This is a genomic window from Shewanella sp. VB17 (genome assembly GCF_013248905.1).
Lineage (GTDB): Bacteria > Pseudomonadota > Gammaproteobacteria > Enterobacterales > Shewanellaceae > Shewanella.
In genome coordinates this window covers 2,950,598-2,973,232 of the sequence record NZ_JABRVS010000001.1, presented here as the reverse complement: position 1 = coordinate 2,973,232, position 22,635 = coordinate 2,950,598, and the positions used below count along the sequence as shown (strand labels likewise).

The window sequence follows — 22,635 nt, the reverse complement described above, 5'->3', positions numbered from 1 at the left end:
GGGAGAGATTAAGATTTCTTTGGTATTATCGAGGGATAAGAGAAGATTAGTATAGGGACACTCCCATGATTGAAGAGCAACAAAATAACCCATTACATGGCCTTAAACTTGAAGTGATGCTCACTGAGTTGGTGAAGTTTTATGATTGGAAGATTTTATACACCGCCTTGCGTTTAGAATGTTTTAACCTTAATCCTTCTCATGAAGCGTGCCTTAAGTTTCTTAAAAAAACAGAATGGGCGAGAGAGCGAGTTGAAAGTTTTTACCTTTACCGTTTTAAACGTATGCCTAAAGGCAGCGCTGCACAGTTTGAACTTAAGCCTCGCGAACGCGGTTTTGCTGACGGGATTGTTCCTCGTAAACCTGAAGCACTCACGATTGAGCTTATTGAAAAAATGCGGGCTAAGGCAACAGCAGATTATGAAGCCATGAAAGCAAATAACAGTAAAGGTTACACTAAGAAAGTCCACGATGGTGCTTATAAAACGCGAACTAACGATAATCGCGCTAAACCGTCGCAAGATCCAAATAATCCTTGGGGTAATAAATAACTCATGGTTTGATCGCGTTAATGCCATACCCAGTGAAAACCGACATTTAGTCCTTTAAATGTCGGTTTTTTTAATCCATTTTCTCAATATCCCACTGTAAACAATAATGAATAATCATTCGTCATTATTCATGTTGGTTAAAAAAATCTCGGGGTTATATCTTTCGAAATGAATATAATTTGCATAAACCGTGAATACTCACCTTGTGCGGGTTAATTTTAAAGTAACTGCTTGAAAGATAATTGATAAAAACAAAACACATTATTATCTCACCTCTATTTTTAGATTAAGTGTGAAATTGTTGATTTTATCTACTAATAATAAGAGGTGCTCGTTAATCGTTATCTGTATTTTTTGACTTAACAAGCTAACAAATCGACATTAACTTATTAATGTATTGGTTAATATTTACAATAATATGGAGTCAATATGCCAGCAGTGACTTATTTAGATTCACATTATTCTTTTTTATCTCGTTGTATAAATGGGTTTAGCGTTTTATTCAGTTTGTTAATTTTCTCACCTGCTTTACTGGCCGATACCGATATTTACGTCACGAATAACTCCGCAGCACAGATGACGATTGATGTCAGTCATACTGGTAGTGACAGGTTAGAGGAAGGAAGTGAATGGATCCAACAAGCGCAGATCTTAGGTCCTTGGGAGAGTCAATTAGTGTTAAGCATTAATCGATGGGAGGGGGTTAAAAATAATCATAAGTACCAATTTGAGACGCAATTAACGAATGAGGATGGACAATATTTTACTCTGCATCAAGAGGTCGAAGGGCACAGGTTTAGCTCAACGCTCAAACATGGCGTGAGTACGGCTGATATTGCGCTTTTATGGAAAAATGATCGAGAAATACACAGAGTGCAGTCAATGATAGTGGCTGAGCAGCCTATTGAACTCGCATTGAAAGCCAGCAAAACTGCTAGGTATGATGATATTTATTACACTGTGACACCCATAAAGCAGCCACCAGTGGCCAATGATGACGCGGATGTATTATCTGTGATGACCTACAATATTTGGGCGCTTCCTCTGATTGCTTCAAAGATTAGCGAACGATTTTCACTATTACCAGAGCAGATGCAAGGCTATGACGTGCTATTGTTACAGGAAGTATTTGCTGCAGGAAGGGACGGATTTTTACGTCAATTAGCGGATGAATATCCTTATCAGACACGCATGTTGAATAAACCAGGCATGAACATTCATGATGGCGGGGTAACGATTTTAAGCCGCTTTCCCATTGTTAATCAAAGCCAATATATTTTCCCTGATTGCGCGGGTACTGATTGTTTTGCTGATAAAGGTGTGAATTATGCTGAGGTGATTAAAAATGGGAAAGCGTACCATGTGTTTGCCACGCACACAGCCTCTTATGATACTGATATAGCAAGAGACTATCGACAACGTCAGTTTCAGCAAATTCACCAATTTGCTGCTGATCTTAATATACCGGCCACAGAAACGGTTATTTACGGTGGTGATTTTAATGTCAATAAACGCAAGTTTGAACATGATTACCTGAGCATGTTAGCGCATCTTGAAGCTGATGAGCCTCAATACACAGGCTACACAGAATCGACCTTCGATCCACGGATAAATGCCTTTGCGGGTAAGGTTGTGGCTGACAATGGTAATGTGGAATATTTAGACTACATTTTGGTCAGTAATCAACATGGCATCAAAAAGTCCAACCGTAATACGGTACACGTACCACGTAGTACTGCAGCGCAGTTATGGGGAGATTGGAATTTATCAGATCATTTTCCGGTCGGGGCGGAGATTTTTTAATGAAAGCTGCGCTTATATGGGGAGGCATCGCACTTTTGTGCGGTGCTTTTTATGTTATAACGGCTGATGATAGAGTAAAGCCAATACCCCTGCCAACCTCTATTGATCTTGTCAGTGCTAAGCAACAATCAGTACACCGTCAAGCTCACACCCATATCAACAAAACTCCACCCCTTATCAATCACTCTAGAGTCTCTTTTTCAGTATTGGCTAGCGCTGCAGGAACGCCATTAATTGCAGCACTAGAACATTTCTGGAAGCAATGCCACCAAACCAATAATTGTGATGAAGCACTATCGCTAGCGCAGGGCAGCTTAACGAGTCATCGATTTGAAATATTATCGCTTTATCCTGATAATACGTTTTTACGTGATCAGCGGTTAGGCAGTATTTTGCTTAGTCAAAACGTTGATTTAATCGATAAAGTCGCAAACGTGAAAATGATAGAACAGCAAATATGGGGTGATACAGCCAATACGTTATTTGTCGATATATATGCCCAGTATGACGTTACTCTAGAGGCGCGCGCACGACTTGAAGATGTCACCGATGCAGACACCTTTATCGCAGTCTATGAAACGTTGATAGATCATTGGGAAACACAATTAATGTCATTGTCGCTAGACACAGAACAGGCTAAATATGAACATGGGGTTACTCTGATCCCTGATCATTTATCCTCATCAGATAAACAACAAGTGATGTTACAATTACAGCAAACCTACCTTTCCAATGCACACGTTGCTTCAATCACGCTTAGAGAACAAGAAGTGATGCGGCAGGAACAGGATATTGTTCGTTATCAAGCGGGATTAGCACAATTAAACCAGACATTTATTCATCTTCGAAAGGCGGATATGTCACATTTGAGCGAGCAAGCATGGGCGCAATATCAAGCCAATGCCAAGTTGATATATCGGCAGGATTTTTTTAAAATGTAAATGCGATCATCTTACTCATCATCTGGGGAGTAAACGATTATCCATGGAGAATTCGAGTTCAATCAGATTTTCTAGCACAGTGGCAAAATGTGGATGTGTTACATTAAGCACATAATTGTTCTCCCTGGCGACGATGCTTGAGGGGACACACAATGCCAAACTACTTTGACTGGCTAACCACTCATCACCTAAATCTGCAGTATCAGAGGGAGCGGGATCTTCTTGCCAATTACCGGGTAAGCTTTGTTGTTGCAGCCGCAACACATCTTGTTCATCTAGAGTGACAGAGAAGAGGGCGTAATGCTCAATTTGCTGAGCATTATCTAAGTGAACTAATACTTCTAAAATCGCCAGAGATTCAGATCCGGCTAAATACACACAAGATTGCCCACGACTGTTCCAGCGACCGCCATAGAGCCTTGCACCTTCACCGTCAAAGGCGTTTGCTGCCCATTTTTTTTTAACAATACGATAGCCTGTGATCATGCAAATACGCCGTGTTCTAATCGACCAATAAGATTCAATACCGCTTCTGTTTCTGCTGAGGTGGATAACATTTCAATGGGACGTTTACCACCCAGACCGCGAACAGGACTTTTTAACCATGTAGAGGCATCTTTGGCATGACCTTCAAATAGATCCAATGCGGATTTGTAGACTTCAGCAAATCGATAGAGGCGATCACTTTCATCTTTATTAAATTTTCCGGCTTTTGCTCTGCGCTGTAGCGTGGCACTGGCAATGACCGTTGCGTTAGCCAATTCCGATTTTTCAAGCCCTGAGATGTGTGCTAATTTAGCGTAAATTTCGAAAGGCAGCCCATTATGTAAGGCTGTATATAAACGGGTGCCTCGAGCTGGTAAGCCGACTAATTGCCAGAAACTTAGCACTTTATTGGCTGAACTTGTTGGGGTAAACACATTTATGCTGGTCATCACGATAAGTCCTCATTAATAGCAAGCAGATCACAATCTTAATGATAGGCATTTAATTCTGTGTGCTGCTACATCAATATTAATACCATTTGATAGTGTTAGTATATATCATTTGATAGCTAAGTAAAATGTACGACTTGAATACGGCCTCTGTATAAGGTTAGTTTAGGCAATAAGTCAATAGCGCTGATGTGCCAAGGAGACGGGTAATGCGAGTCAGGAAGAAGTGAGGAGGGACTAAGAGGCTAACGCATGGTAAATAAATAAGCCTCTAAATATTAAGCACTAATTATACAAAAAATGACATTATTACCTTTGGTTAATCATCAATGGCTCAAATGTCGCCTTAACATTGGCACCGGCACCTGAATGATGAATATAATTATCGCCTTCTTGCAGCGTGTAATACACATCAACAAAGTCATCATCGTTGGTAAACCACCCATCAGGCATGACTGACAAAAGACCATTAGTTATGGTGGCAATGATCGCGTAACCCTGAACGTCGGGATTAGGGATGGCCTTTAAAATTTGTTCTGCTGCAAGCAGTAGTGCTGAGGCGAGTTCTTTATAATTAGTGCCGTCATCATGTTCCATTAAGATCAGATCTGCAGCATCCCAACGATAGCGTTCCCAATGTATGATGATCTGATTTGGGAAATATTGGGTATCAGAGTAATCCAAATAGGGCATGTCAACTACATCTAATACAGGAGCCATTCGACTAGGGTTGACACCTGTGACAATCGCGTAAATTTCTGCTTTGCCAGATACCCAAGGTTCTTGATCATCTTCCATACTGATCTGTTTAATCACTGTGGTCGATATGGTCTGATTGGATAAGGCATGTGGCTGAGGAGGGACCAACGAAATACCTGATGTCAGAATATTGCGCATGACCGCTAACCCTTCCTGATTCATTTTTTGTTTATCCAAACCAATAACAAATACCGGTCTTTGCGGTAGTTCATATACATCCAATAGATGGATTTTACCGTCAAGATCATATGCTTCTACATGTGCCCATTGTGTGTCATTTCCATCGGGTTCAAATGCAAATAACGGGGCTTCCCCTCGTTGCCAATCAGATAGCATGCTGACATCAGCGAGCCTAAATTGTAATAAGTTGGCCTCTGTATTACTTCGTTCACCAAGTTGATTATTATTTTGGATATTGAGGCCTTTTGCGGCTCGTATTGTCAACTCTGCATCTTGCAATTTTCTATCATCAATACCGCTTAACTGAAAAGCCTGCTGAGCATCGATGGTTAAATTATATTGATTAATCGTCGATTGAAGTACAGACGAGATGTGACTGTACTGACGGCTCAGCTCAAGTGCTATGTCACGTTTAGTGTCGGACACTGTGCCGATGGCTGGTTGCTCGGACAACCCATTAGGAGGGACTTGTTTAGCGTAACTCAATGACGATGCCGTCATTAATGGAGCCGTTAACATCAAAATTAAAGTAAAATTTTTCATATTATATTCCTATTGAATATTCTATAAGAGGTGATTAACATTGCTTTACGTTTATATTGATTGTTGTTGAGCTTATTCATACATAATCAGGATTGACAAAGTATATAAATAAACTTTCATCACAGAAAATAGCGTTAAACACTAAATTAACAAGGTGAATAGTTCGTAAGGGCTAATGCTTAGGGGTAATGTAATGTAAAGGCAAGGGCGCTGCATAATACACCCAAGGGTTCGACCTATCGATAAGGTGCTAAATCTGCCTTTTGGGATCTGTATGTGTCACAAAAGTACTATCACATCAGTGAGGTCAGTCAATTGCAGTTTGTATATTAGAAGTAAAAAAATTAAAATACTCCCCACATGTTTTTGACAAGATGCGATTCAATGATCACCGACTTATTGACACCAGTGCTACCGACTTCAGCTCCTTTGACACTTTCACTTTATTTTATCTACGATTCTCATTGTCCGTGGAGTTATGCCGCGACCCCTTTGGTTAATGCCCTTAGTCAGGCTTATCCTGAGATGGCGATTCACTTGATGCATTGTGCCCATTTCAATGGTTCTGATGCAGCAGGCCAAGAGCAGGTCGAGGCGATATTAACGCTAAGTCCCGTTAAATTTGGCAAAGAACATATGCGCTATGTAAATAGTCCTAAGGATTCCTTAAAAACGGCCAACTTAATGGCTTGGATGCAGACTAAACAGCCTGATAAACTGCTGCCCGTATTAAATGCATTGCAAAAATCACATTTTATTGAAGGGAATGCATTTAATTGTAAACCGGACTTTAACGACCTTATTGAAGCGTTTAAGTTATCACCTTCAAAGAAAGTCTTTAGAGATGAATTAAGCAGCGAAGCTGAATTTGTGTTGGCAGATATTGAAGAAGTTCAAGACATGATAGCCACAACTGCCTTTCCCGCCTTGTTAATCATAGCTGATGACCAAGGAATTTTTATCGACCACTCCCAGTATTTAAGCCAGCCAGAGACCGTTGTCGATGCAGTTGAAAAGGAACTTGCTGCCCTTAACCGTTAAAGTTGCATGGTGCTTTTTTAGTGTAAATCGCAGATGAATAAAAGGGAACACATGATCAATCAGATAAAATACAGCCGATTCTGGGGAATATTAACCGTTATTATTATCCTGGTTTTAGCATGGAAAATTGAGCCGATAAATGTAAAAATTGATGATACCAGTCTGGCGAATACCGCATCATTACTGGGAACTCTTATTTTGCTCTCATTGTTTGTAGAAAGGGCAATTGAAGTGTTTTTATCTGCATGGAGAAGTGCAGGGGCTGATGAGCTAGATAGAAATATCAATAACAGAAAATTAGCCGTTGAAAAATACCTTCAAATGCAGCCTCAATCGACAGCAGTGTTAAAATCTGAGCACTATAACCACTTAGTTGAACAATTAGAAAACATTGAAAAAGAAAGAGCCCGATACCGAGCACATTCAAGGATGATGTCTAAATGGCTAGGTTTGGGGATCGGTATGTTGTTAGCATTTGTTGGTGTAAGGATTATTGGGAATATTCTTGATGCTTCAGCTTTGTCAGGCTATCAAAAGACCTTTTTTATGATCCTTGATATTGTGTTTACGGGGGCGGTATTAGCTGGAGGCTCAGATCCCATTAACCGGGCCATGAAAGCCTATAATCATTTTATGACACCAACAAGTCAGCTTGCATCTCGAGATAAAACATCACAAAAGCATTAGTTGAACTCAACAAATAGAGTAGCTTACACATAAATGATGAGCTGCTCTAGTACCTATTTTAAAGTGAATGTTTGCATATAAGAACAATTCGACGACAATTTACGGCATACTGACAAAATAGTACCTAACTAAAATAATAAAAAAGGAGACTTATAATACCAAGTAGTACTTACAATAGTATCCGGTGTGCTTTGCAGGAGTTTACTCAAAATGCGGCAGGCCTTCAGAATTTTTTACAGATGAGTCTCTCTTTTGGTGCTTCGAGTGTAAATACATCCAGACGCAGTCAACGCACTGGTAACGGTGGGCGATGCGGTTGTTAGCCAACAAAGTGCGAGCGTGCTTGCAATCGGGGTGGTTGGGTGCGTGGGAATCGGTCAGAAATGAACGTAAGCACGATAAAAGCTTACGTTGGAGGCCGCAAAATGGATGAAAAGACAATGCTATTTCTGTTTACTCAAGTTGTCTCAGTCGCTGTTATCATTGTCAGCAATAAAACAGACATCAAATGGCTCACTAATATTCAGCAAGACCACGCTACCAGAATAGTGAAACTGGAAGATAAAAAAGCCGGCTAGAGCTGTTTTTTTACATTCACCTATAGTTAGTTTTCGATCATTTATTTTAAAGGAATATTTAAATGTTTATAAAAAACTTAGCTGTTGGTGTGTTACTTTCATTTTTATCTTATGGTCTTAATGCAGAAACGAAAAAAGATACATACAAAGCAATAACGAAAGAAGAAACATATAAATCAATAAGCGAGGACTTAGCCGCAATACAAGGGAATATTAAGGTTGGAACTATTCATGACGGTCATATAGAGATGAAGTCAATGGGAACAGACGTAGTCGAATATGTAAATGAGAATATTCCTAAACTTATCAAGGGATTAGCAAGTCTTAAGGAAAAGTATAAGGATAACCCACATATTGAAATATCAGGATTTACTATCAATATAGGTTTCGGTGTATCAGTATCACTTACATTCAAATTTAAGTAATAGTCCTTCAAACATTAAGGGGACTAGTTGTAAATCTGTGTGATTTCTGGCGTACTGACTAGCGAAAACTAACCAGATTTCACAGAGGAGCGCGTTTTATTAAACTCTTTTACAAAGTCAGGTTCTCGATCTCGCCATGGTTTAAAGAGTCGTGGTTGGCTCATTTGCTTATCAGCTGATGGTACTCGTCCTAATTGTTCACACATTACATCAGTTTCATTCGGTAGAACATCAAATGGGCGTGATAATTCTGCCACTGAATATATAGCGGCAATATCTAATAAACGTAATGCTGTGTTATTGGTAGGTTGTCCAGCGTTGATCCAACGATAGGCCGTTGCTTTATTTACATTAAAGAAACCACATATCAATCTATGGTCATCATTAAAGAGGCATTTAAATTTAGTACCAGAGTTAGAGCAGAAAAAGTCAGAAATAAACGAAAATAACATTCTCAGGAAGGTAGTGAAATTAACGAACTGCTTATGCATGCGCTATTTAACATAATATACATTGTACGCACTGGAAGATATTTCCAACTATGGTGAAAAGTGGTCTTTTGAGCATGTTAGGAATAATTTGTATTGAGTGCTTTGTTTTATGCACTTTTGCAAATAAGGAGCCTTATAACAAAAAGGAATTCTTGAGGGTTGCAATATGACTAAAAAGACTAAAGAAAAGGAGTTTTCACCTACTGCAACCAAAAACGAGACGTTGGTTTTTGAGTCAGTTTAACAATGGATTCGATAAATTGGATTCACATAGCGCTAGCATTCATTTTGATGTAACAGAAAGAACAGTAAGAAATTGGTGGAGTTTATCTTGTCCGTCTTGGGTTGATAAATATGTTGACCTATACCAACGTTCAATCCCAAAAACTAAAGAATGGGATGGCTTCAAGTTCGTTAATGGTCGACTTTTTACCCCTTATGACAAACTCACCTTTGCACCCAGTGAACTCATGAAGATATTTTACGATAGACAATTTAACCGACTCGATCGCGTTGAGCGCCAAAAGTTAAGAGTTCAAGTTGCTGAACTCCGCAGCGATGATGAAGCTAAGGCAATACGGGAAGAAATTGACGAGATGATTAAGACACTTCAGAAAGTTAAGCTATCCCCGATTGTTGCACCTGAATTGGTTTATGCAGAAAAAGTCAGAAATAAACGAAAATAACATTCTAATAAACGAAAATAACATTCTCAGAACGGATAAATTAAACTAGGCTTTTAATGAGTTAATTAATCCTTAGTTAACTCATCCATTAATAGAACAAAGTCCACAGTGGTCGCTGTGGACTTTTTATTTTCTCCTTTTGAACAGATAAATTTTGTTAAATCTAATGCCGATAATGACACTTATCGGCATTAGCACATCATAACTTTTGGTGGCTATTTTTCTTCTAGCTTGGCTATCCGTTTGCTGTGTTCTTGCTGAACATTAGTGAGCCATTTTATCTCGGTCTTATTACTCACGATGATAAATAATACTGAGACTATTTGGCCAAACATAAAGATGATTGTCCGTTCCAATTGTTTTCCATTCTTAATTCCGATTTTAAATAAGCATAGGTTACTTTCACAATAGTTTAAAAGATCATGTTTTCAAATTTCCCCTTCTCACCTCCCCTGTAATATCGTTTCTCTCGACAAAATCCAGTGGTTCAAGCCTACTTTTTATTCACTGAGCAGCTCACTTAAGGGAACATCAAGTTCTTTGGCGACCATCTTCCTGTCATCTAAGCGTTTTAGTCTGCCTGTTCTAAAGATAGTCGCATTTCCGATAGCGGTTTTATCTGATTCTGTGGGGCGCTGTGTTAGGCTAAAAATGAGGGAGGATTGATGGGGAGAATGTCTGTATTGCAGGAGCAAATACAGCCCTTGCCTTCAGGGCTTTGAATTCCCGCTGAATGAACGATGACTTAATGCAGTTGGTATAAAGCGCGAGCTCGTTATTCTATTCCTTGTAAATGATCCAGTGGTTTATTCTGTGCACTTTGATGCCGCTCTATCTGTGATGTATGCAAATATTGTGATGTGGTATCGATACTTTCGTGCCCAGCATCGGCTTGAACATGCGACAGCGGACGTCCATTGATATTAATATCATGGGTGATCCCTGTGTGGCGTATATTGTGTGCTGTCAGCTTGCGCATTTGATGGGCGTCTTCGATTAAGCCATCACTTTCTATTTTGTTCGCCGCGTCTTCGATTATGTTATCTATTTCTTCTCGTACCTGGCGTATACCTAAATTGGCATTAATATTGCCCACTTCTCTGCCTCTACCCGCCGCGCGATGACGAATAAACAAGGGGTGATGTTCTCCTGGCGTAGGATAATCTGGGAGTTTAAGAAAACGTCGATATTCGACTATTCCGGACAGTAACCCTTTAGATATTGCCACAGAACGAGGCTTGCCCCCTTTACTTTGTGGTATATAAAAACTCCATATTCCTGTTTGGCTGTCTTGTCTAAATTGGTCCATTACGGGGGTGTAGCCTACTCTTGCACTCACCTCTGATATTCTGAGATAACAAAAGTACACGAGTTTGATTAAAAATAAACTCCGTTGATGAAACTCTGGGTCGTCTCTGGCAAGCTGTTCTACCGTCGAAATAACATAAGACCATTGCAGCTCACTAAATGACAGCATGCTGCCCTCTTCTGTTTTGAGCTGATATTTTTTCTTTGACGAAAAACGACTGTGATTCATCCATGCCTGTGCTGGGTTTCGTTCACAAAAGTCTTCACTCATTAAATAGCTATAAAAAGAAGAAAGGATAGCGACCTTGGTTTTTAATGCATTTTCGCTCAATGCATAGGGCAGCTTTTCACCTAGTTTCTTTTTACCAACAAAAGGTCGCCATGCATCATTAGGCATTCTACGCCCCAATTCTTTATCTAATTTAAACTGGGCAACATTAAAAAAGCCAATTAATTCAATTGGCGGATGTTGACAATAATCCAGATAGCGGGCTATTTCTCGTCTTGATAGACCAGCCGCTGATTTTTTAGCAATATCAAAACACCAATGAAAAAAAGTGGTCAGTTCACTGCGATAAGCTTTATAGCTATTTTCATTATTTTTCTGTTCGTAAAGTAGTTCAGTTGCGTGCTCATATAACAGTCCTGCATCTGTAACTTGGCTAATACTGATTTGGGTGATGTATTGATTGATATGGCTGTTTCCCTCTTGAATGTGCAATGCAGATTCAAATAAGGGTAAAACAGGCGGCATTTTCATAAGTGCTCAATAATAAAAGACGGAAACCGCCAAGAAGCGTTTCTCGTTGGATATTCAACTAGGTGATTGATTTTAACAGTGATCACTTTGTTGTGTCATGGTTTTTATGCCATTTAAACAATTCTGGTGTTCATGGATCAAATGATGTTAGTCCATTTATTGGGCGCACTCATAATGTCACCAACTTGCTGACTATTTATACTGGGATCAGATGAGTTACATTCTGATCCAGCACAACTTGAGTTACAGGACTGTAGACATCCCACTCGATTACTACAACACAATAAACAGAGTTGCCATACCTTTTGTTTTGAGGCCTGATCCAGACAACGGAAATCTGCTGCACATACATCACCAGATTGAATTAACTTGGCAAGCTTTTCGGCTGAAATAGCAAGATTAATGTGAGTCGTTTGCATAATTTAACCTTTAAGAATAATGGCGCTCATTGGATTTTACACCCAAATGAGAATTATTATCAACTAATGCTAGTGAACTTACGCATCTTATCAAGGCAATTCGCGTTTTATTTTGTTTACTATTTTCCACTACCTTAAACATTGTCTACACTCAATGAACGGGGATAAAATTTAATTACATTGTAGAGGTTGTCTAATGCTGAGCAATATAGCAAAGAAGAGCCCGCTATTTTCAGGTAAAAAAAAGGTCGTTGAAGAAAACTTTGGGCCGGCTTGGAAGATCCTCATCGTTGATGATGAGCCAGATGTGCACACAGTAACTAAGCTCGCATTATCAAGATTTAAGTTAGATAACCGTACGTTAGAATTCGTTAACGCGTATAGCGGTGAGGAAGCTAGACAGGTATTACTTAAAGAAAATGACATCGCCATGGCTTTCGTTGATGTGGTCATGGAAAGCGATCACGCAGGTTTAGAATTAGTGCGTTGGATAAGAGAAGATCATAAAAATAGTGCAATACGCCTGATATTACGAACAGGCCAGCCTGGGCAAGCACCAGAAGAAGATGTGATCGTTAATTATGATATTAATGATTACAAAGCGAAAGCAGAGCTCGATTCTAGAAAACTTGTTACCAGCGTTTACAGTGCCTTGAGGTCGTATCGAGATATTATACAAATTGAGGAAGCTAAAGAGACCCAAATTAGACACAGAAAAGGCCTTGAGCGAGTGGTGAAAGCAACCTCAGGTTTATTTGAGCTGCGTACCCTACATCATTTTGCTGATGGCTTATTGACTCAAGTTGCCACCCTGCTCAATTTCGACAGTGAAACCTTACTTTTATCCTGTAATTCAATTGATACGATGAGCGATCAAGTCAATGCCAATGAACTTCATGTATTGGCAGGAACAGGCCAATATGCAGACTATCATAACAAAACAGTCCCCGATAACATTAAACAAAAATTATTACAGGCCTTGGCAGAAAAAAACTGCCTTTATGAAAAAGACTGTTTTGTGGGTTATTTCCCGGCCAAAACAGGTTGGATAAACTTAATGTACATGGATGGCATCAATCACATTGATGATCTTGATAAACAACTCATTGATATTTTTGCTGTTAATGTTGGTGTTGCCTTTGAAAATTTATTACTTAATAAAGAAGTTGAGGATACTCAATCTGAATTAATTTTACGTTTAGGTGATGTGGTAGAAAGTCGTTCAAAAGAAGCTGCAAATCATGTCAAGCGTATGTCTGCCTATTGTTACGAGTTAGCATTGATTGCAGGGATGGATTTACAAGATGCACAGTTAATCAAACATGCGTCACCTATGCATGATATCGGTAAAATTGCGACTCCTGATGCAGTGTTATTAAAAGCGGGCAAGTTAGATGCAGCAGAATGGAGCATTATGCGCCAACATCCTCAAGTAGGGCATCAAATTTTAGCCAAATCGGAAAGACCTATTTTAAAAGCTGCAAGCATTATCGCACTACAACACCATGAAAAGTATGATGGTTCTGGTTATCCTTCAGGTATAAAAGGAGAGGACATTCATATTTTTGCAAGAATAGTCGCTATTGCAGATGTGTTTGATGCGCTATCTCATGCTCGTTGCTATAAACCAGCTTGGCCTTTAGACGAAGTCTTAAAGGTTATGGAAGAAGGATCTGGCACCCATTTTGATCCCAGATTACTTAAGTTATTTATAGAAAACATAGAAGTGTTTAATACGCTTAAAGAGGAATTGCATGACTAGGTTATTGTGAGGTTTATTCCATTTTACGCCTCAATATGGCTTAGTCTGTTTTTTTAGATGGATTTATTCATTATCTGCAAGGAAATCAAATATAACAATCTTGGTTTGGCCACGTAAAGTAAAAGAGACTATCGCGCGCCACACCATGTAATGACTACTGCACGAGCCATATATTAATTGTCCACCATATTGATAATCAGTAATACGATTTAACACTATTGGGATAATCCCCATAAACATATCTCTGCCTTCGATGCGGATATTTATGTCGCTGATTATCTCTGAGCTCATTAAATTAACCGTTAATGGTTTTTCGCTCGGGGTATTTATAGGTGTAATAAGCAGTTTAATGATGACATCATCAACCGTTTGCTCACAATAGCCTTGAGTAAACTGGCACAGTGAGTCATCTTTTATCGTCGCAATAATAGGCTTTAGGGGGGCTGGTGAGCAGCTTACCAGTAAAAAGGCAATGATTAATGGCTGGAAATATCGATATTTAGAGAGAAGTTTGACAAACCGCACAAGTATTTACCTTTAATTAAAATTATCATGCATTCTATTGAGTAGGTTGATCTAGATCAACATTTAAGATCCTACAATTCCTATCTTTTTTGACATACCTCAAGTATCATTATATTACCTTGTAAACATAACAAAATCACAAGGCAATACATTGCCATTGTCTGTTATATTTCATAGTGAATATAATGTCATGTCATTTTATCGGGTAAAGATTTATTTTACTCACAAATTAAGTATAAGTAATAAGCAGTGGAAGCAATAAAATGAACCATTCCCAGCCTCAAGGCGCTGATTACAATTACACCGTTGTTCGTCAATTTGCCCTCACCACCGTTTTGTGGGGAATATTTGGCATGTCAGTCGGTGTATTGATCGCGGCTCAGTTAATCTGGCCACAACTAAACTTCGATACTCCATGGTTAACATACAGTCGTCTTAGACCTCTGCATACTAATGCCGTGATTTTCGCGTTTGGTACTTCAGCGCTTTTTGCAACATCCTATTATATCGTCCAACGCACCTGCCAAACCAAGTTATTTGCACCTAGGTTGGCAGCATTTACCTTCTGGGGCTGGCAAGCCATTATTTTGTCTGCAGCGATAACCCTGCCTTTAGGTATTACCAGCGGTAAAGAATACGCTGAACTTGAATGGCCTATCGACATCGCTATTACCTTGGTTTGGGTCAGCTATGCGGTGGTCTTTTTCGGGACAATCGCTAAACGAACGACCTCGCATATTTATGTGGCGAACTGGTTCTTTGGCGCCTTCATTATCACGGTCGCAGTGCTGCACATCGTGAATTCAATGTCTGTCCCTGTAAGTCTATGGAAGTCTTACTCTTTGTATGCTGGCGCTGTGGATGCCATGGTACAGTGGTGGTATGGTCACAATGCAGTAGGATTTCTACTGACTGCAGGCTTTTTAGGCATGATGTACTACTTCGTCCCTAAACAAGCCGGTCGCCCTGTTTACTCTTACCGTTTGTCGATTGTTCACTTTTGGGCGCTCATCGCGCTGTATATTTGGGCGGGTCCTCATCACCTCCACTATACGGCTCTTCCTGATTGGACACAGTCTCTTGGTATGGTGATGTCTCTTATTCTATTTGCTCCTTCTTGGGGCGGTATGATAAATGGTATCATGACGTTATCTGGTGCTTGGCATAAATTAAGAACGGATCCTGTGCTTCGCTTTCTTGTTGTTTCATTGTCTTTCTATGGTATGTCTACCTTCGAAGGCCCGATGATGGCAATTAAAACCGTCAATGCCCTTTCCCACTATACTGATTGGACAATTGGTCACGTCCATTCTGGTGCATTAGGCTGGGTTGCAATGATATCAATAGGCTCACTTTACCACTTGATCCCTGTTCTTTATGGTCATGGTCGTATGTACAGTACCAAGTTGGTTAACATTCATTTTTGGTTAGCGACGATTGGGACTGTACTGTATATCGTCTCGATGTGGATCTCTGGTGTGATGCAAGGTCTCATGTGGCGCGCAGTTAACTCTGACGGAACTTTGACTTATAGCTTCGTTGAAAGTATTCAAGCTTCGTACCCATTCTACTTTGTACGATTCCTCGGTGGCTGTTTCTTTGTAACGGGTATGCTAATCATGGCATATAACGTATTTAAGACAGTAAAAGCGCCGAAAGAATCTTTGCCTGCATTAGCAGAAGCATAAGGGGAAGAGTTGATGAAATTTAATCATGAGTTAGTTGAAAAAAACATCGGCCTTCTGGGGATCTTAACGGTTATTGCTATTAGTTTTGGCGGATTAGTACAGATCACTCCGTTACTTTTTCAAAAAGATACCACTGAGCCTGTCGATGGGTTAATTCCATACACAGCTTTGCAAATTGAAGGACGTGATATCTATGTTCGTGAAGGATGTTATAACTGCCACAGTCAAATGATCCGTCCTTTACGAGCTGAAACTGAGCGTTATGGCCATTATTCTGTTGCTGGGGAGTCTGTGTGGGATCATCCTTTCCAATGGGGTTCGAAACGTACCGGACCAGATTTGGCTCGTGTTGGCGGTCGATACAGTGATAAATGGCATGAAGTTCATTTGATTGATCCTCGTGCTGTTGTACCACAATCGAATATGCCTGGTTTCCCTTGGTTGGCTGAAAACAAGCTTGACGGCGAGTTAACAGGCAAAAAAATGGATATCTTGCGTAGCCTTCATAAAGGGGGCAATAAAGGTAAAGACCTTTATACCGATGAAGAAATTACAGGTGCACAAAAAGCGGTTGAGGGTAAAACTGAACTGCAAGCACTCATCGCTTATTTGCAGTCCCTTGGGCATGCACTGAAATAACTAGGAGGCAATTATATGGATTACGGAACAATACAAGGCATTATTACTCTTGTCGTGATGTTAACCTTTATCGGTATATTTGCATGGGCTTACAGCTCTCGTCGTAAGGACCAATTTGACGAAGCGGCTAACCTTGTTTTTTCAGATGATGAAGATAACAAGGGTTCAGGAGAAAACAAGTGATGACAAGCTTCTGGAGTATATGGATTACCGTACTCACTATTGTGGTAATCGCAGGGTGTTTTATCCTATTACGACTCGTCTCAAAAAACACCACTGGTGTTGAAGAAGGCGAATCAATGGGCCATAGCTTTGACGGTATTGAAGAACTAAATAACCCACTGCCTAAATGGTGGAGTTATATGTTCTACTTAACCATTGTGTTTGGCGTGATTTACTTAGCGCTTTATCCAGGTTTAGGTAACTATAAAGGCCTTTTAGGCTGGACTAGTTCTAACCAAGGAATAGGGACTGAAAAAGGCATTAAGGCTGATTCTGTTGCCGCGATTGAATTGGCAACCAAAGAAGGTCGTTGGGTTCAGTATGATCAAGAAGTAGAACGTGCCGACGAAAAATTCGGTCCGATCTTTAAAGCTTATGCTGAAACCCCGCTTGAAGAATTAGTGAAGAACAAAGAAGCTCTTAAAGTGGGTGGACGCTTGTTCTTACAAAATTGTTCTCAATGTCATGGCAGTGATGCTCGTGGTAGCAAAGGCTTCCCTAACCTCACTGATGATGATTGGCTATATGGTGGTGAGCTTGCCACGATTAAAACAACAATCATGAATGGACGTCATGGCATGATGCCACCAAAAGGTGGTTTGCCAATCGAGGACAGTGAGATCAAAGGTCTAGCTGAATATGTGACTAAGCTAGCAGGTCGGGAACACGACGAAGCCCTCGCTGCACAAGGTCAAGGGTCATTTATGAAAGGCTGTTTTGCTTGCCATGGTATGGATGCAACAGGCAATAAGTTTATGGGTGCCCCCAACTTAACCAATAACATCTGGTTGTATGGCGGCAGTCGTGGCACCATTGAGCAGACCATCAAGAATGGTCGTAGTGGTGTTATGCCAGCTTGGAAAGATGTGTTAGGTGAAGAAAAAGTTCACGTGATCACAGCTTATGTTTATAGCTTGTCACACAAGTAGTTATGAATAAGTGATAAGAAGGCCTCGATCATATCGAGGCCTTTTTTTTAAAGTGATAAATCACATTTTTAACGTTAAACTGATCATCAATTTTCTCATAGGTATTTAACATGAAACACCCTCAAGCCTGGTATAAGCAGTTCTGGCCTTGGTTCCTTATTATCTTGCCTTTGTGTGCGGTTGCGGCAAGTATTAACCTACTCTATCTCGCCATCGTCAATCAAGATGCGCTTGTGTCTGAAGATTATTATAAAGATGGTAAACGCATCAACATGGACCTCAAGAAAATCAAGCATGCCCAGCAACTTGGCATGCAGTTTCAACTAGAGGTCAATGATAATCAATTAACGATCACTCAACACGGAGGCGATGCGTATTTAGCGGCATTACATGTTGAATTTTTTCACCCAACAATAGAAGCCCGAGATTTTAAACAAATTGTTACTGCTGATGGTGATAGTGCTTACCGTATTGCACTGGCTAAGCCCATTACTGGAGCATGGGAAGTGAGGATCGAAGGTTATGATCAAAGCTGGCGGATCCAAAAACGTTTGCAAATAACCGATGATACTGAATATTGGTTAAATTAAAGGGTACACGTAAGAGTGGGCTAACCTACTCAATTTGAACGCGGTATAATACAGGTAGAACTCAATTAACGATGAAGTACTGTGATTGTTTCCATTGTGGGGAACCCGTGTTAACCGGTTCTCAATTTACCACATGTATCAATAATAACCATGAGCGAATGTGTTGCCCTGGTTGTCAAGCTGTCTCACAAACCATTATAGATGCAGGGTTGAGCGACTACTACCAATATCGAACGGAAACAGGCAGTAAAAAAACGGCACTGATCCCCGATGAATTGAGTTCTTTTTCAGCATTTGACCTTCCTGAAATCCAACAAGATTTTGTTTATAACCACAATGACATTTCCTCGGTATCCCTATCAATCGATGGAATAACATGCGCAGCATGTGCCTGGTTAATTGAGCATAAACTGAAACATGTTGCAGGTATCACATCAATACAAGTCAACACGACCACAGAGCGCGCTCAGGTTTGTTGGACTTCAAATAAAATCAAGCTGAGTGACATCCTTAAGCATATCAGTGAAATAGGCTATCGAGCAGCCCCCTACCAAGTGGACGAACAAGAAAAACAAAGTAAAGAAAATAGCCGTAAATTTTTGCTAAGACTCGGGCTAGCTGGCTTTGCAACCATGCAGGTAATGATGTTTGCCCTTGCCCTCTATGCCGATTTTTTTAGCGATCTTGATGTCGAATACCGAGATTACTTTAGATGGGTCAGCATGATATTTGCAGCTCCAGTCGTCTTTTATTCTGCCCAGCCCTTTTATTTTAGTGCTATTCGTTCAATATTCAGTGGACGCTTAAATATGGATGTTTCTGTGTCAATTGCCCTATTAGGGGCTTATATTGCCAGCTGCATTGCCACTATTAATGGCACAGGTGAAGTGTATTTTGAGTCTGTGAGCATGTTTACTTTCTTTCTTTTATTTGGCCGTTATTTGGAACAAAATGCGAGACAAAAAGCCTCCGTGAGTGCCAGTAATTTGCACAAATTGGTCCCTATTATTGCTCAGCTGATCACCAGCACTGGCAATAAAGAGGTACCAGCAAAGCAGCTTAATCTTGGGGACATTATTTTAGTTAAACCGGGTGACATCGTCGCGGCTGACGGTGTGATCATTGAGGGCCAATCGAGTCTTAATGAAGCTATGCTGACAGGCGAACAGCTCCCTGTCATCAAGTCCTTAAATCAACCTGTCTATGCTGGCACCATTAATATTGAACACCCTATTAAGGTTGAAATTTCAGCGATAGGGCAAGACCAATTAGTCTCTGGGATCATTCGTTTACAAGAAACAGCCTCGAATAATAAACCTAAAGTAGCGCTGTATGTTGATGTAATATCAAACTATTTCACTTGGGCTATTTTAGCTATCTCAATATTAACTTTTATCGTTTGGCGTATCTACTGGCCTGAAGATGCCTTTTGGGTCACGTTAGCAATATTGGTTGCCACTTGTCCTTGTGCACTTGCGTTGGCAACACCCACGGCGGTGACTTGTGCAACAGGTATATTTACTCGTATGGGCGTAATAGTACGAAAACCAGGTGTATTTGAGAAACTGATTAAGATAGATCATGTCGTATTTGATAAAACAGGCACCCTCACCTGCGGCGCACTCACTATTGATCATATTACTCTTTTTAGTGATATTAATCGTGAAGAGGCATTGTCTATTGCTGCAGCTTTGGAAAGCGCTTCGTTACATCCTATTGCTCATGCCTTTGAGCCATACAAAAATAGCGCCTATCAAGCTAACAATCAGCAAAGTCTGGTGGGTGAAGGCTTAACAGGGATGATCAATGGAATTGAATATCAAATAGGCAGCGCTCAATTTATGGGTGTTGATAATACCCAAACTCAAGCTGTCTATTTAGCCAAAGGAGGTGAACTACTGGCTCAATTTACGCTTGTCGATGCGATAAGAGAAGATGCCGTCGACACCATTAATACGCTGAAGAAAAATGGCTATGAAATCAGCATTGCCAGCGGTGATTCTTCGATACATGTTGATCAGATCGCCAAAAAAATAGCCGTCTCGAATGTGTATAAAGGACTTAAGCCAGAAGACAAATTAACACTGATCCACACATTACAAACTCAATACTCTATTGCCATGTTTGGCGATGGTATTAACGATGCCCCCGTACTTGCAGGTGCGAACTTGTCAGTTGCCATGGGCAGTGGCTCAGCGGTTACGAAAAACAGTGCCGATCTTATTTTACTTGGTGATCAATTATCACGTTTCAATGATGCAATATACGTGGCAAAATTGACTGATAAAATAATAAAACAGAATTTATATTGGGCACTAGGATATAACCTGTTTATAATCCCCTTGGCAGTAACAGGCCATGTATTACCCTATATTGCTGCTTTAGGCATGTCCGCCAGTTCACTCATTGTTGTCGCGAATAGTTTACGACTGTTAAGGGTTCGTTTATGAGTATCATTTATGTATTAATTCCTATTGCGATGCTGTTCGTTATCATCGCAATAGGGGTGTTTTTCTGGGCGGTAAAATCAGAACAGTTTGATGATCTGGATAGGCAAAGTATGTCGATTTTTTTTGATGAAAATGAAGTTAACATAACCAAAGAATCAACTGATAAAAAGTTGCCTCCTCTTGATTGATTACTCAGTAACAGGGGCTTTTTTGGTCGGGTTAATGGGTGCGGGCCACTGCATTGGTATGTGCGGTGGTCTGATAGGTGCTTTTTCATCGCAATTGCCATCAAAAGATCATCAAAACCGATTAACAGCTAAATTAACCTTTTTATTGACCTATAACCTAGGTCGAATATTAAGCTATGCAATTGCAGGTGGCTTAGTGGGCGGCTCTGCTAGTGCATTAGGACGATTATTTGATGTGAATTTATACCTGATCATCCTCAGGATTTTTGCTGGTATGATGATGATCATCACAGGTTTGTATATCGCACAAATTTGGTCTGGGGTGGTGCAGATAGAGCGGCTTGGCAAAATCCTCTGGCAGGTATTATCCCCTTTGGCACGACGGATCACCCCGATAAAAAGCTTACATCACGCATTTGTTGGTGGTATGTTATGGGGTTGGCTTCCTTGCGGTTTGGTTTACAGTACATTAACTTGGGCGGTTGCCGCCCATTCGGCACAGCAAGGGGCATTAATTATGGCTGCATTTGGCATGGGCACCTTGCCAGCCTTATTCAGTGCTGGAGTCGCAGCGAATACATTAGCGCGATGTGTCCAGCATAAAGTAGTGAGATTGTTCAGTGGTTCAATGTTGGTCTTATTTGGTTTACAAACATTGTATATCGCAATTGCACAACTAAGCTAAGCTTACCGATTTAATTCATCATCATCGTAATAGAGGAATGTAAAAAAGTTTATGACAGACAGTAATAACAGTCGTGGTTCAATTCATTCTGGATCTGCCATTCATTGTCACAATTGTAATATGGGTGCTTTATGTATGCCTTTTACGCTTAATAGTGTTGAACTCGACCGCCTCGACGATATCATTGAAAGAAAAAAGCCATTGCAAAAAGGTGAGCAAATTTTTAAATCAGGGGATAAGCTAAGCTCTCTTTTTGCTATTCGCTCTGGTACGATTAAAAGCTTTACTATTACAGAACAAGGTGATGAACAAATTACGGGGTTTCATCTTGCGGGTGATGTCGTGGGTTTCGATGCTATTTATTCTCAACAGCATACAAATTTTGCCCAAGCACTTGAAACATCAATGGTCTGTGAAATTCCATATTCAACACTTACTGACATCAGTGGGACAATACCAAAACTAAGACAACAAATAATGCGTTTGATGAGTAATGAGATCCGCAGTGATCAAGACATGATTTTACTCTTAAGTAAAAAAAATGCCGAAGAGAAATTAGCGGCATTTATTAGTAATTTAGCCGTACGATTTGGTAGCTGTGGCTTTTCATCAAAAGAATTTAGATTGACCATGACTCGAGGAGATATTGCTAATTACTTAGGATTAACTGCTGAAACGATTAGCCGCTTAATCAGCCGGTTGAAAAAGGCGGAATTAATTGAAGTGAAAGGTAAATACATCACAATTATTAATTTTAGTGAACTTAATAAACTTGCTCAAAGTAGCACGACTCTTCGATAATAAACCGTTAATACAGATGCAAAAGGATCGATGCTGCATCTGTATTTAT

The 22,635-nt window shown here is 40.1% G+C and carries 26 protein-coding genes; 18 read left to right on the top strand and 8 right to left on the bottom strand.

What is annotated here, in order from left to right:
* Positions 1-65: 65 nt before the first annotated feature.
* From HQQ94_RS12740 to HQQ94_RS12730, 3 genes are all read left to right on the top strand, one after another.
* Positions 66-551 carry a VF530 family DNA-binding protein gene (locus tag HQQ94_RS12740; protein WP_173294777.1) on the top strand — a complete coding sequence of 162 codons (486 nt, stop codon included), beginning with the start codon at positions 66-68 and terminating at the stop codon, positions 549-551.
* Positions 552-980: 429 nt separating this feature from the next.
* Positions 981-2,354: a sphingomyelin phosphodiesterase gene (locus HQQ94_RS12735; protein WP_173294776.1), complete on the top strand. Its 1,374-nt coding sequence runs from the start codon at positions 981-983 to the stop codon at positions 2,352-2,354.
* Positions 2,354-3,295, top strand: a complete 942-nt coding sequence (locus tag HQQ94_RS12730) for a hypothetical protein (RefSeq protein WP_173294775.1) — start codon at positions 2,354-2,356, stop codon at positions 3,293-3,295. Before HQQ94_RS12735 ends, HQQ94_RS12730 begins: the two co-directional genes overlap by 1 nt.
* 18 nt (positions 3,296-3,313) lie before the next feature.
* Here the strand turns inward: HQQ94_RS12730 and HQQ94_RS12725 are convergent, their stop codons facing one another.
* From HQQ94_RS12725 to HQQ94_RS12715, 3 genes are all read right to left on the bottom strand, one after another.
* On the bottom strand, positions 3,314-3,781 hold the full coding sequence (locus HQQ94_RS12725) for an RES family NAD+ phosphorylase (protein ID WP_173294774.1): 468 nt from the start codon (positions 3,779-3,781) through the stop codon (positions 3,314-3,316).
* A complete protein-coding gene (locus HQQ94_RS12720; protein ID WP_173294773.1) occupies positions 3,778-4,230 on the bottom strand; it encodes an antitoxin Xre/MbcA/ParS toxin-binding domain-containing protein in 453 nt (150 codons plus the stop codon). The genes HQQ94_RS12725 and HQQ94_RS12720 overlap by 4 nt, the downstream gene beginning before the upstream one ends.
* 309 nt (positions 4,231-4,539) lie before the next feature.
* Entirely contained in the window at positions 4,540-5,712 is a 1,173-nt protein-coding gene (locus tag HQQ94_RS12715) for a DUF3103 family protein (protein ID WP_173294772.1), read from the bottom strand.
* Between the two features lie 384 nt (positions 5,713-6,096).
* Between HQQ94_RS12715 and HQQ94_RS12710 the strand changes: the two genes are divergently transcribed.
* The 4 genes from HQQ94_RS12710 (at position 6,097) to HQQ94_RS12695 (ending at position 8,443) form a co-directional block, all read left to right on the top strand.
* On the top strand, positions 6,097-6,753 hold the full coding sequence (locus HQQ94_RS12710) for a protein-disulfide isomerase (protein ID WP_254304054.1): 657 nt from the start codon (positions 6,097-6,099) through the stop codon (positions 6,751-6,753).
* A gap of 51 nt (positions 6,754-6,804) precedes the next feature.
* Positions 6,805-7,440 (top strand): hypothetical protein, encoded by a 636-nt coding sequence (locus HQQ94_RS12705; protein ID WP_173294771.1) that lies wholly within the window; start codon positions 6,805-6,807, stop codon positions 7,438-7,440.
* A 425-nt stretch (positions 7,441-7,865) separates the two neighbouring features.
* Positions 7,866-8,018: a hypothetical protein gene (locus tag HQQ94_RS12700; protein WP_173294770.1), complete on the top strand. Its 153-nt coding sequence runs from the start codon at positions 7,866-7,868 to the stop codon at positions 8,016-8,018.
* A 62-nt stretch (positions 8,019-8,080) separates the two neighbouring features.
* Entirely contained in the window at positions 8,081-8,443 is a 363-nt protein-coding gene (locus HQQ94_RS12695) for a hypothetical protein (protein WP_173294769.1), read from the top strand.
* A 68-nt stretch (positions 8,444-8,511) separates the two neighbouring features.
* Here HQQ94_RS12695 and HQQ94_RS12690 read toward each other — a convergent pair whose 3' ends face one another.
* Positions 8,512-8,934 carry a hypothetical protein gene (locus tag HQQ94_RS12690; protein ID WP_173294768.1) on the bottom strand — a complete coding sequence of 141 codons (423 nt, stop codon included), beginning with the start codon at positions 8,932-8,934 and terminating at the stop codon, positions 8,512-8,514.
* A gap of 260 nt (positions 8,935-9,194) precedes the next feature.
* Between HQQ94_RS12690 and HQQ94_RS12685 the strand changes: the two genes are divergently transcribed.
* Positions 9,195-9,620: a DUF3653 domain-containing protein gene (locus tag HQQ94_RS12685; RefSeq protein WP_254304053.1), complete on the top strand. Its 426-nt coding sequence runs from the start codon at positions 9,195-9,197 to the stop codon at positions 9,618-9,620.
* A 500-nt stretch (positions 9,621-10,120) separates the two neighbouring features.
* Here HQQ94_RS12685 and HQQ94_RS12680 read toward each other — a convergent pair whose 3' ends face one another.
* The 3 genes from HQQ94_RS12680 to HQQ94_RS12670 form a co-directional block, all read right to left on the bottom strand.
* Positions 10,121-10,315, bottom strand: a complete 195-nt coding sequence (locus tag HQQ94_RS12680) for a hypothetical protein (protein WP_173294767.1) — start codon at positions 10,313-10,315, stop codon at positions 10,121-10,123.
* 80 nt (positions 10,316-10,395) lie between these two features.
* Positions 10,396-11,688 (bottom strand): site-specific integrase, encoded by a 1,293-nt coding sequence (locus tag HQQ94_RS12675; RefSeq protein ID WP_173294766.1) that lies wholly within the window; start codon positions 11,686-11,688, stop codon positions 10,396-10,398.
* A gap of 137 nt (positions 11,689-11,825) precedes the next feature.
* The gene (locus HQQ94_RS12670) at positions 11,826-12,107 is read right to left on the bottom strand and encodes a hypothetical protein (RefSeq protein WP_173294765.1); all 282 of its coding nucleotides are present in this window, start codon (positions 12,105-12,107) and stop codon (positions 11,826-11,828) included.
* Positions 12,108-12,303: 196 nt separating this feature from the next.
* Here HQQ94_RS12670 and HQQ94_RS12665 point away from each other — a divergent pair, with 196 nt between their 5' ends.
* Positions 12,304-13,869 carry a response regulator gene (locus HQQ94_RS12665; protein ID WP_173294764.1) on the top strand — a complete coding sequence of 522 codons (1,566 nt, stop codon included), beginning with the start codon at positions 12,304-12,306 and terminating at the stop codon, positions 13,867-13,869.
* A 63-nt stretch (positions 13,870-13,932) separates the two neighbouring features.
* Here HQQ94_RS12665 and HQQ94_RS12660 read toward each other — a convergent pair whose 3' ends face one another.
* Positions 13,933-14,394: a hypothetical protein gene (locus HQQ94_RS12660; RefSeq protein ID WP_173294763.1), complete on the bottom strand. Its 462-nt coding sequence runs from the start codon at positions 14,392-14,394 to the stop codon at positions 13,933-13,935.
* A gap of 263 nt (positions 14,395-14,657) precedes the next feature.
* Here HQQ94_RS12660 and ccoN point away from each other — a divergent pair, with 263 nt between their 5' ends.
* The 9 genes from ccoN to HQQ94_RS12615 all read left to right on the top strand — a co-directional run bounded on the left by ccoN (position 14,658) and on the right by HQQ94_RS12615 (position 22,586).
* Entirely contained in the window at positions 14,658-16,082 is a 1,425-nt protein-coding gene (gene ccoN / locus HQQ94_RS12655) for a cytochrome-c oxidase, cbb3-type subunit I (RefSeq protein ID WP_173294762.1), read from the top strand.
* Between the two features lie 12 nt (positions 16,083-16,094).
* Positions 16,095-16,721, top strand: a complete 627-nt coding sequence (ccoO, locus tag HQQ94_RS12650; RefSeq protein WP_173294761.1) for a cytochrome-c oxidase, cbb3-type subunit II — start codon at positions 16,095-16,097, stop codon at positions 16,719-16,721.
* Between the two features lie 15 nt (positions 16,722-16,736).
* Entirely contained in the window at positions 16,737-16,904 is a 168-nt protein-coding gene (locus tag HQQ94_RS12645; RefSeq protein WP_173294760.1) for a cbb3-type cytochrome c oxidase subunit 3, read from the top strand.
* Positions 16,904-17,872: a cytochrome-c oxidase, cbb3-type subunit III gene (ccoP, locus tag HQQ94_RS12640; RefSeq protein ID WP_173294759.1), complete on the top strand. Its 969-nt coding sequence runs from the start codon at positions 16,904-16,906 to the stop codon at positions 17,870-17,872. Before HQQ94_RS12645 ends, ccoP begins: the two co-directional genes overlap by 1 nt.
* A 110-nt stretch (positions 17,873-17,982) precedes the next feature.
* The gene (locus HQQ94_RS12635) at positions 17,983-18,462 is read left to right on the top strand and encodes a FixH family protein (protein ID WP_173294758.1); all 480 of its coding nucleotides are present in this window, start codon (positions 17,983-17,985) and stop codon (positions 18,460-18,462) included.
* A gap of 71 nt (positions 18,463-18,533) precedes the next feature.
* Positions 18,534-20,912 (top strand): heavy metal translocating P-type ATPase metal-binding domain-containing protein, encoded by a 2,379-nt coding sequence (locus HQQ94_RS12630; protein ID WP_173294757.1) that lies wholly within the window; start codon positions 18,534-18,536, stop codon positions 20,910-20,912.
* Complete coding sequence (gene ccoS / locus HQQ94_RS12625; protein WP_173294756.1) at positions 20,909-21,100, top strand: cbb3-type cytochrome oxidase assembly protein CcoS; 192 nt, start codon at positions 20,909-20,911, stop codon at positions 21,098-21,100. Before HQQ94_RS12630 ends, ccoS begins: the two co-directional genes overlap by 4 nt.
* On the top strand, positions 21,093-21,785 hold the full coding sequence (locus HQQ94_RS12620; RefSeq protein WP_173294755.1) for a sulfite exporter TauE/SafE family protein: 693 nt from the start codon (positions 21,093-21,095) through the stop codon (positions 21,783-21,785). The genes ccoS and HQQ94_RS12620 overlap by 8 nt, the downstream gene beginning before the upstream one ends.
* Before the next feature lie 51 nt (positions 21,786-21,836).
* Positions 21,837-22,586 (top strand): FNR family transcription factor, encoded by a 750-nt coding sequence (locus HQQ94_RS12615; protein WP_173294754.1) that lies wholly within the window; start codon positions 21,837-21,839, stop codon positions 22,584-22,586.
* The last annotated feature ends 49 nt before the right edge of the window (positions 22,587-22,635 follow it).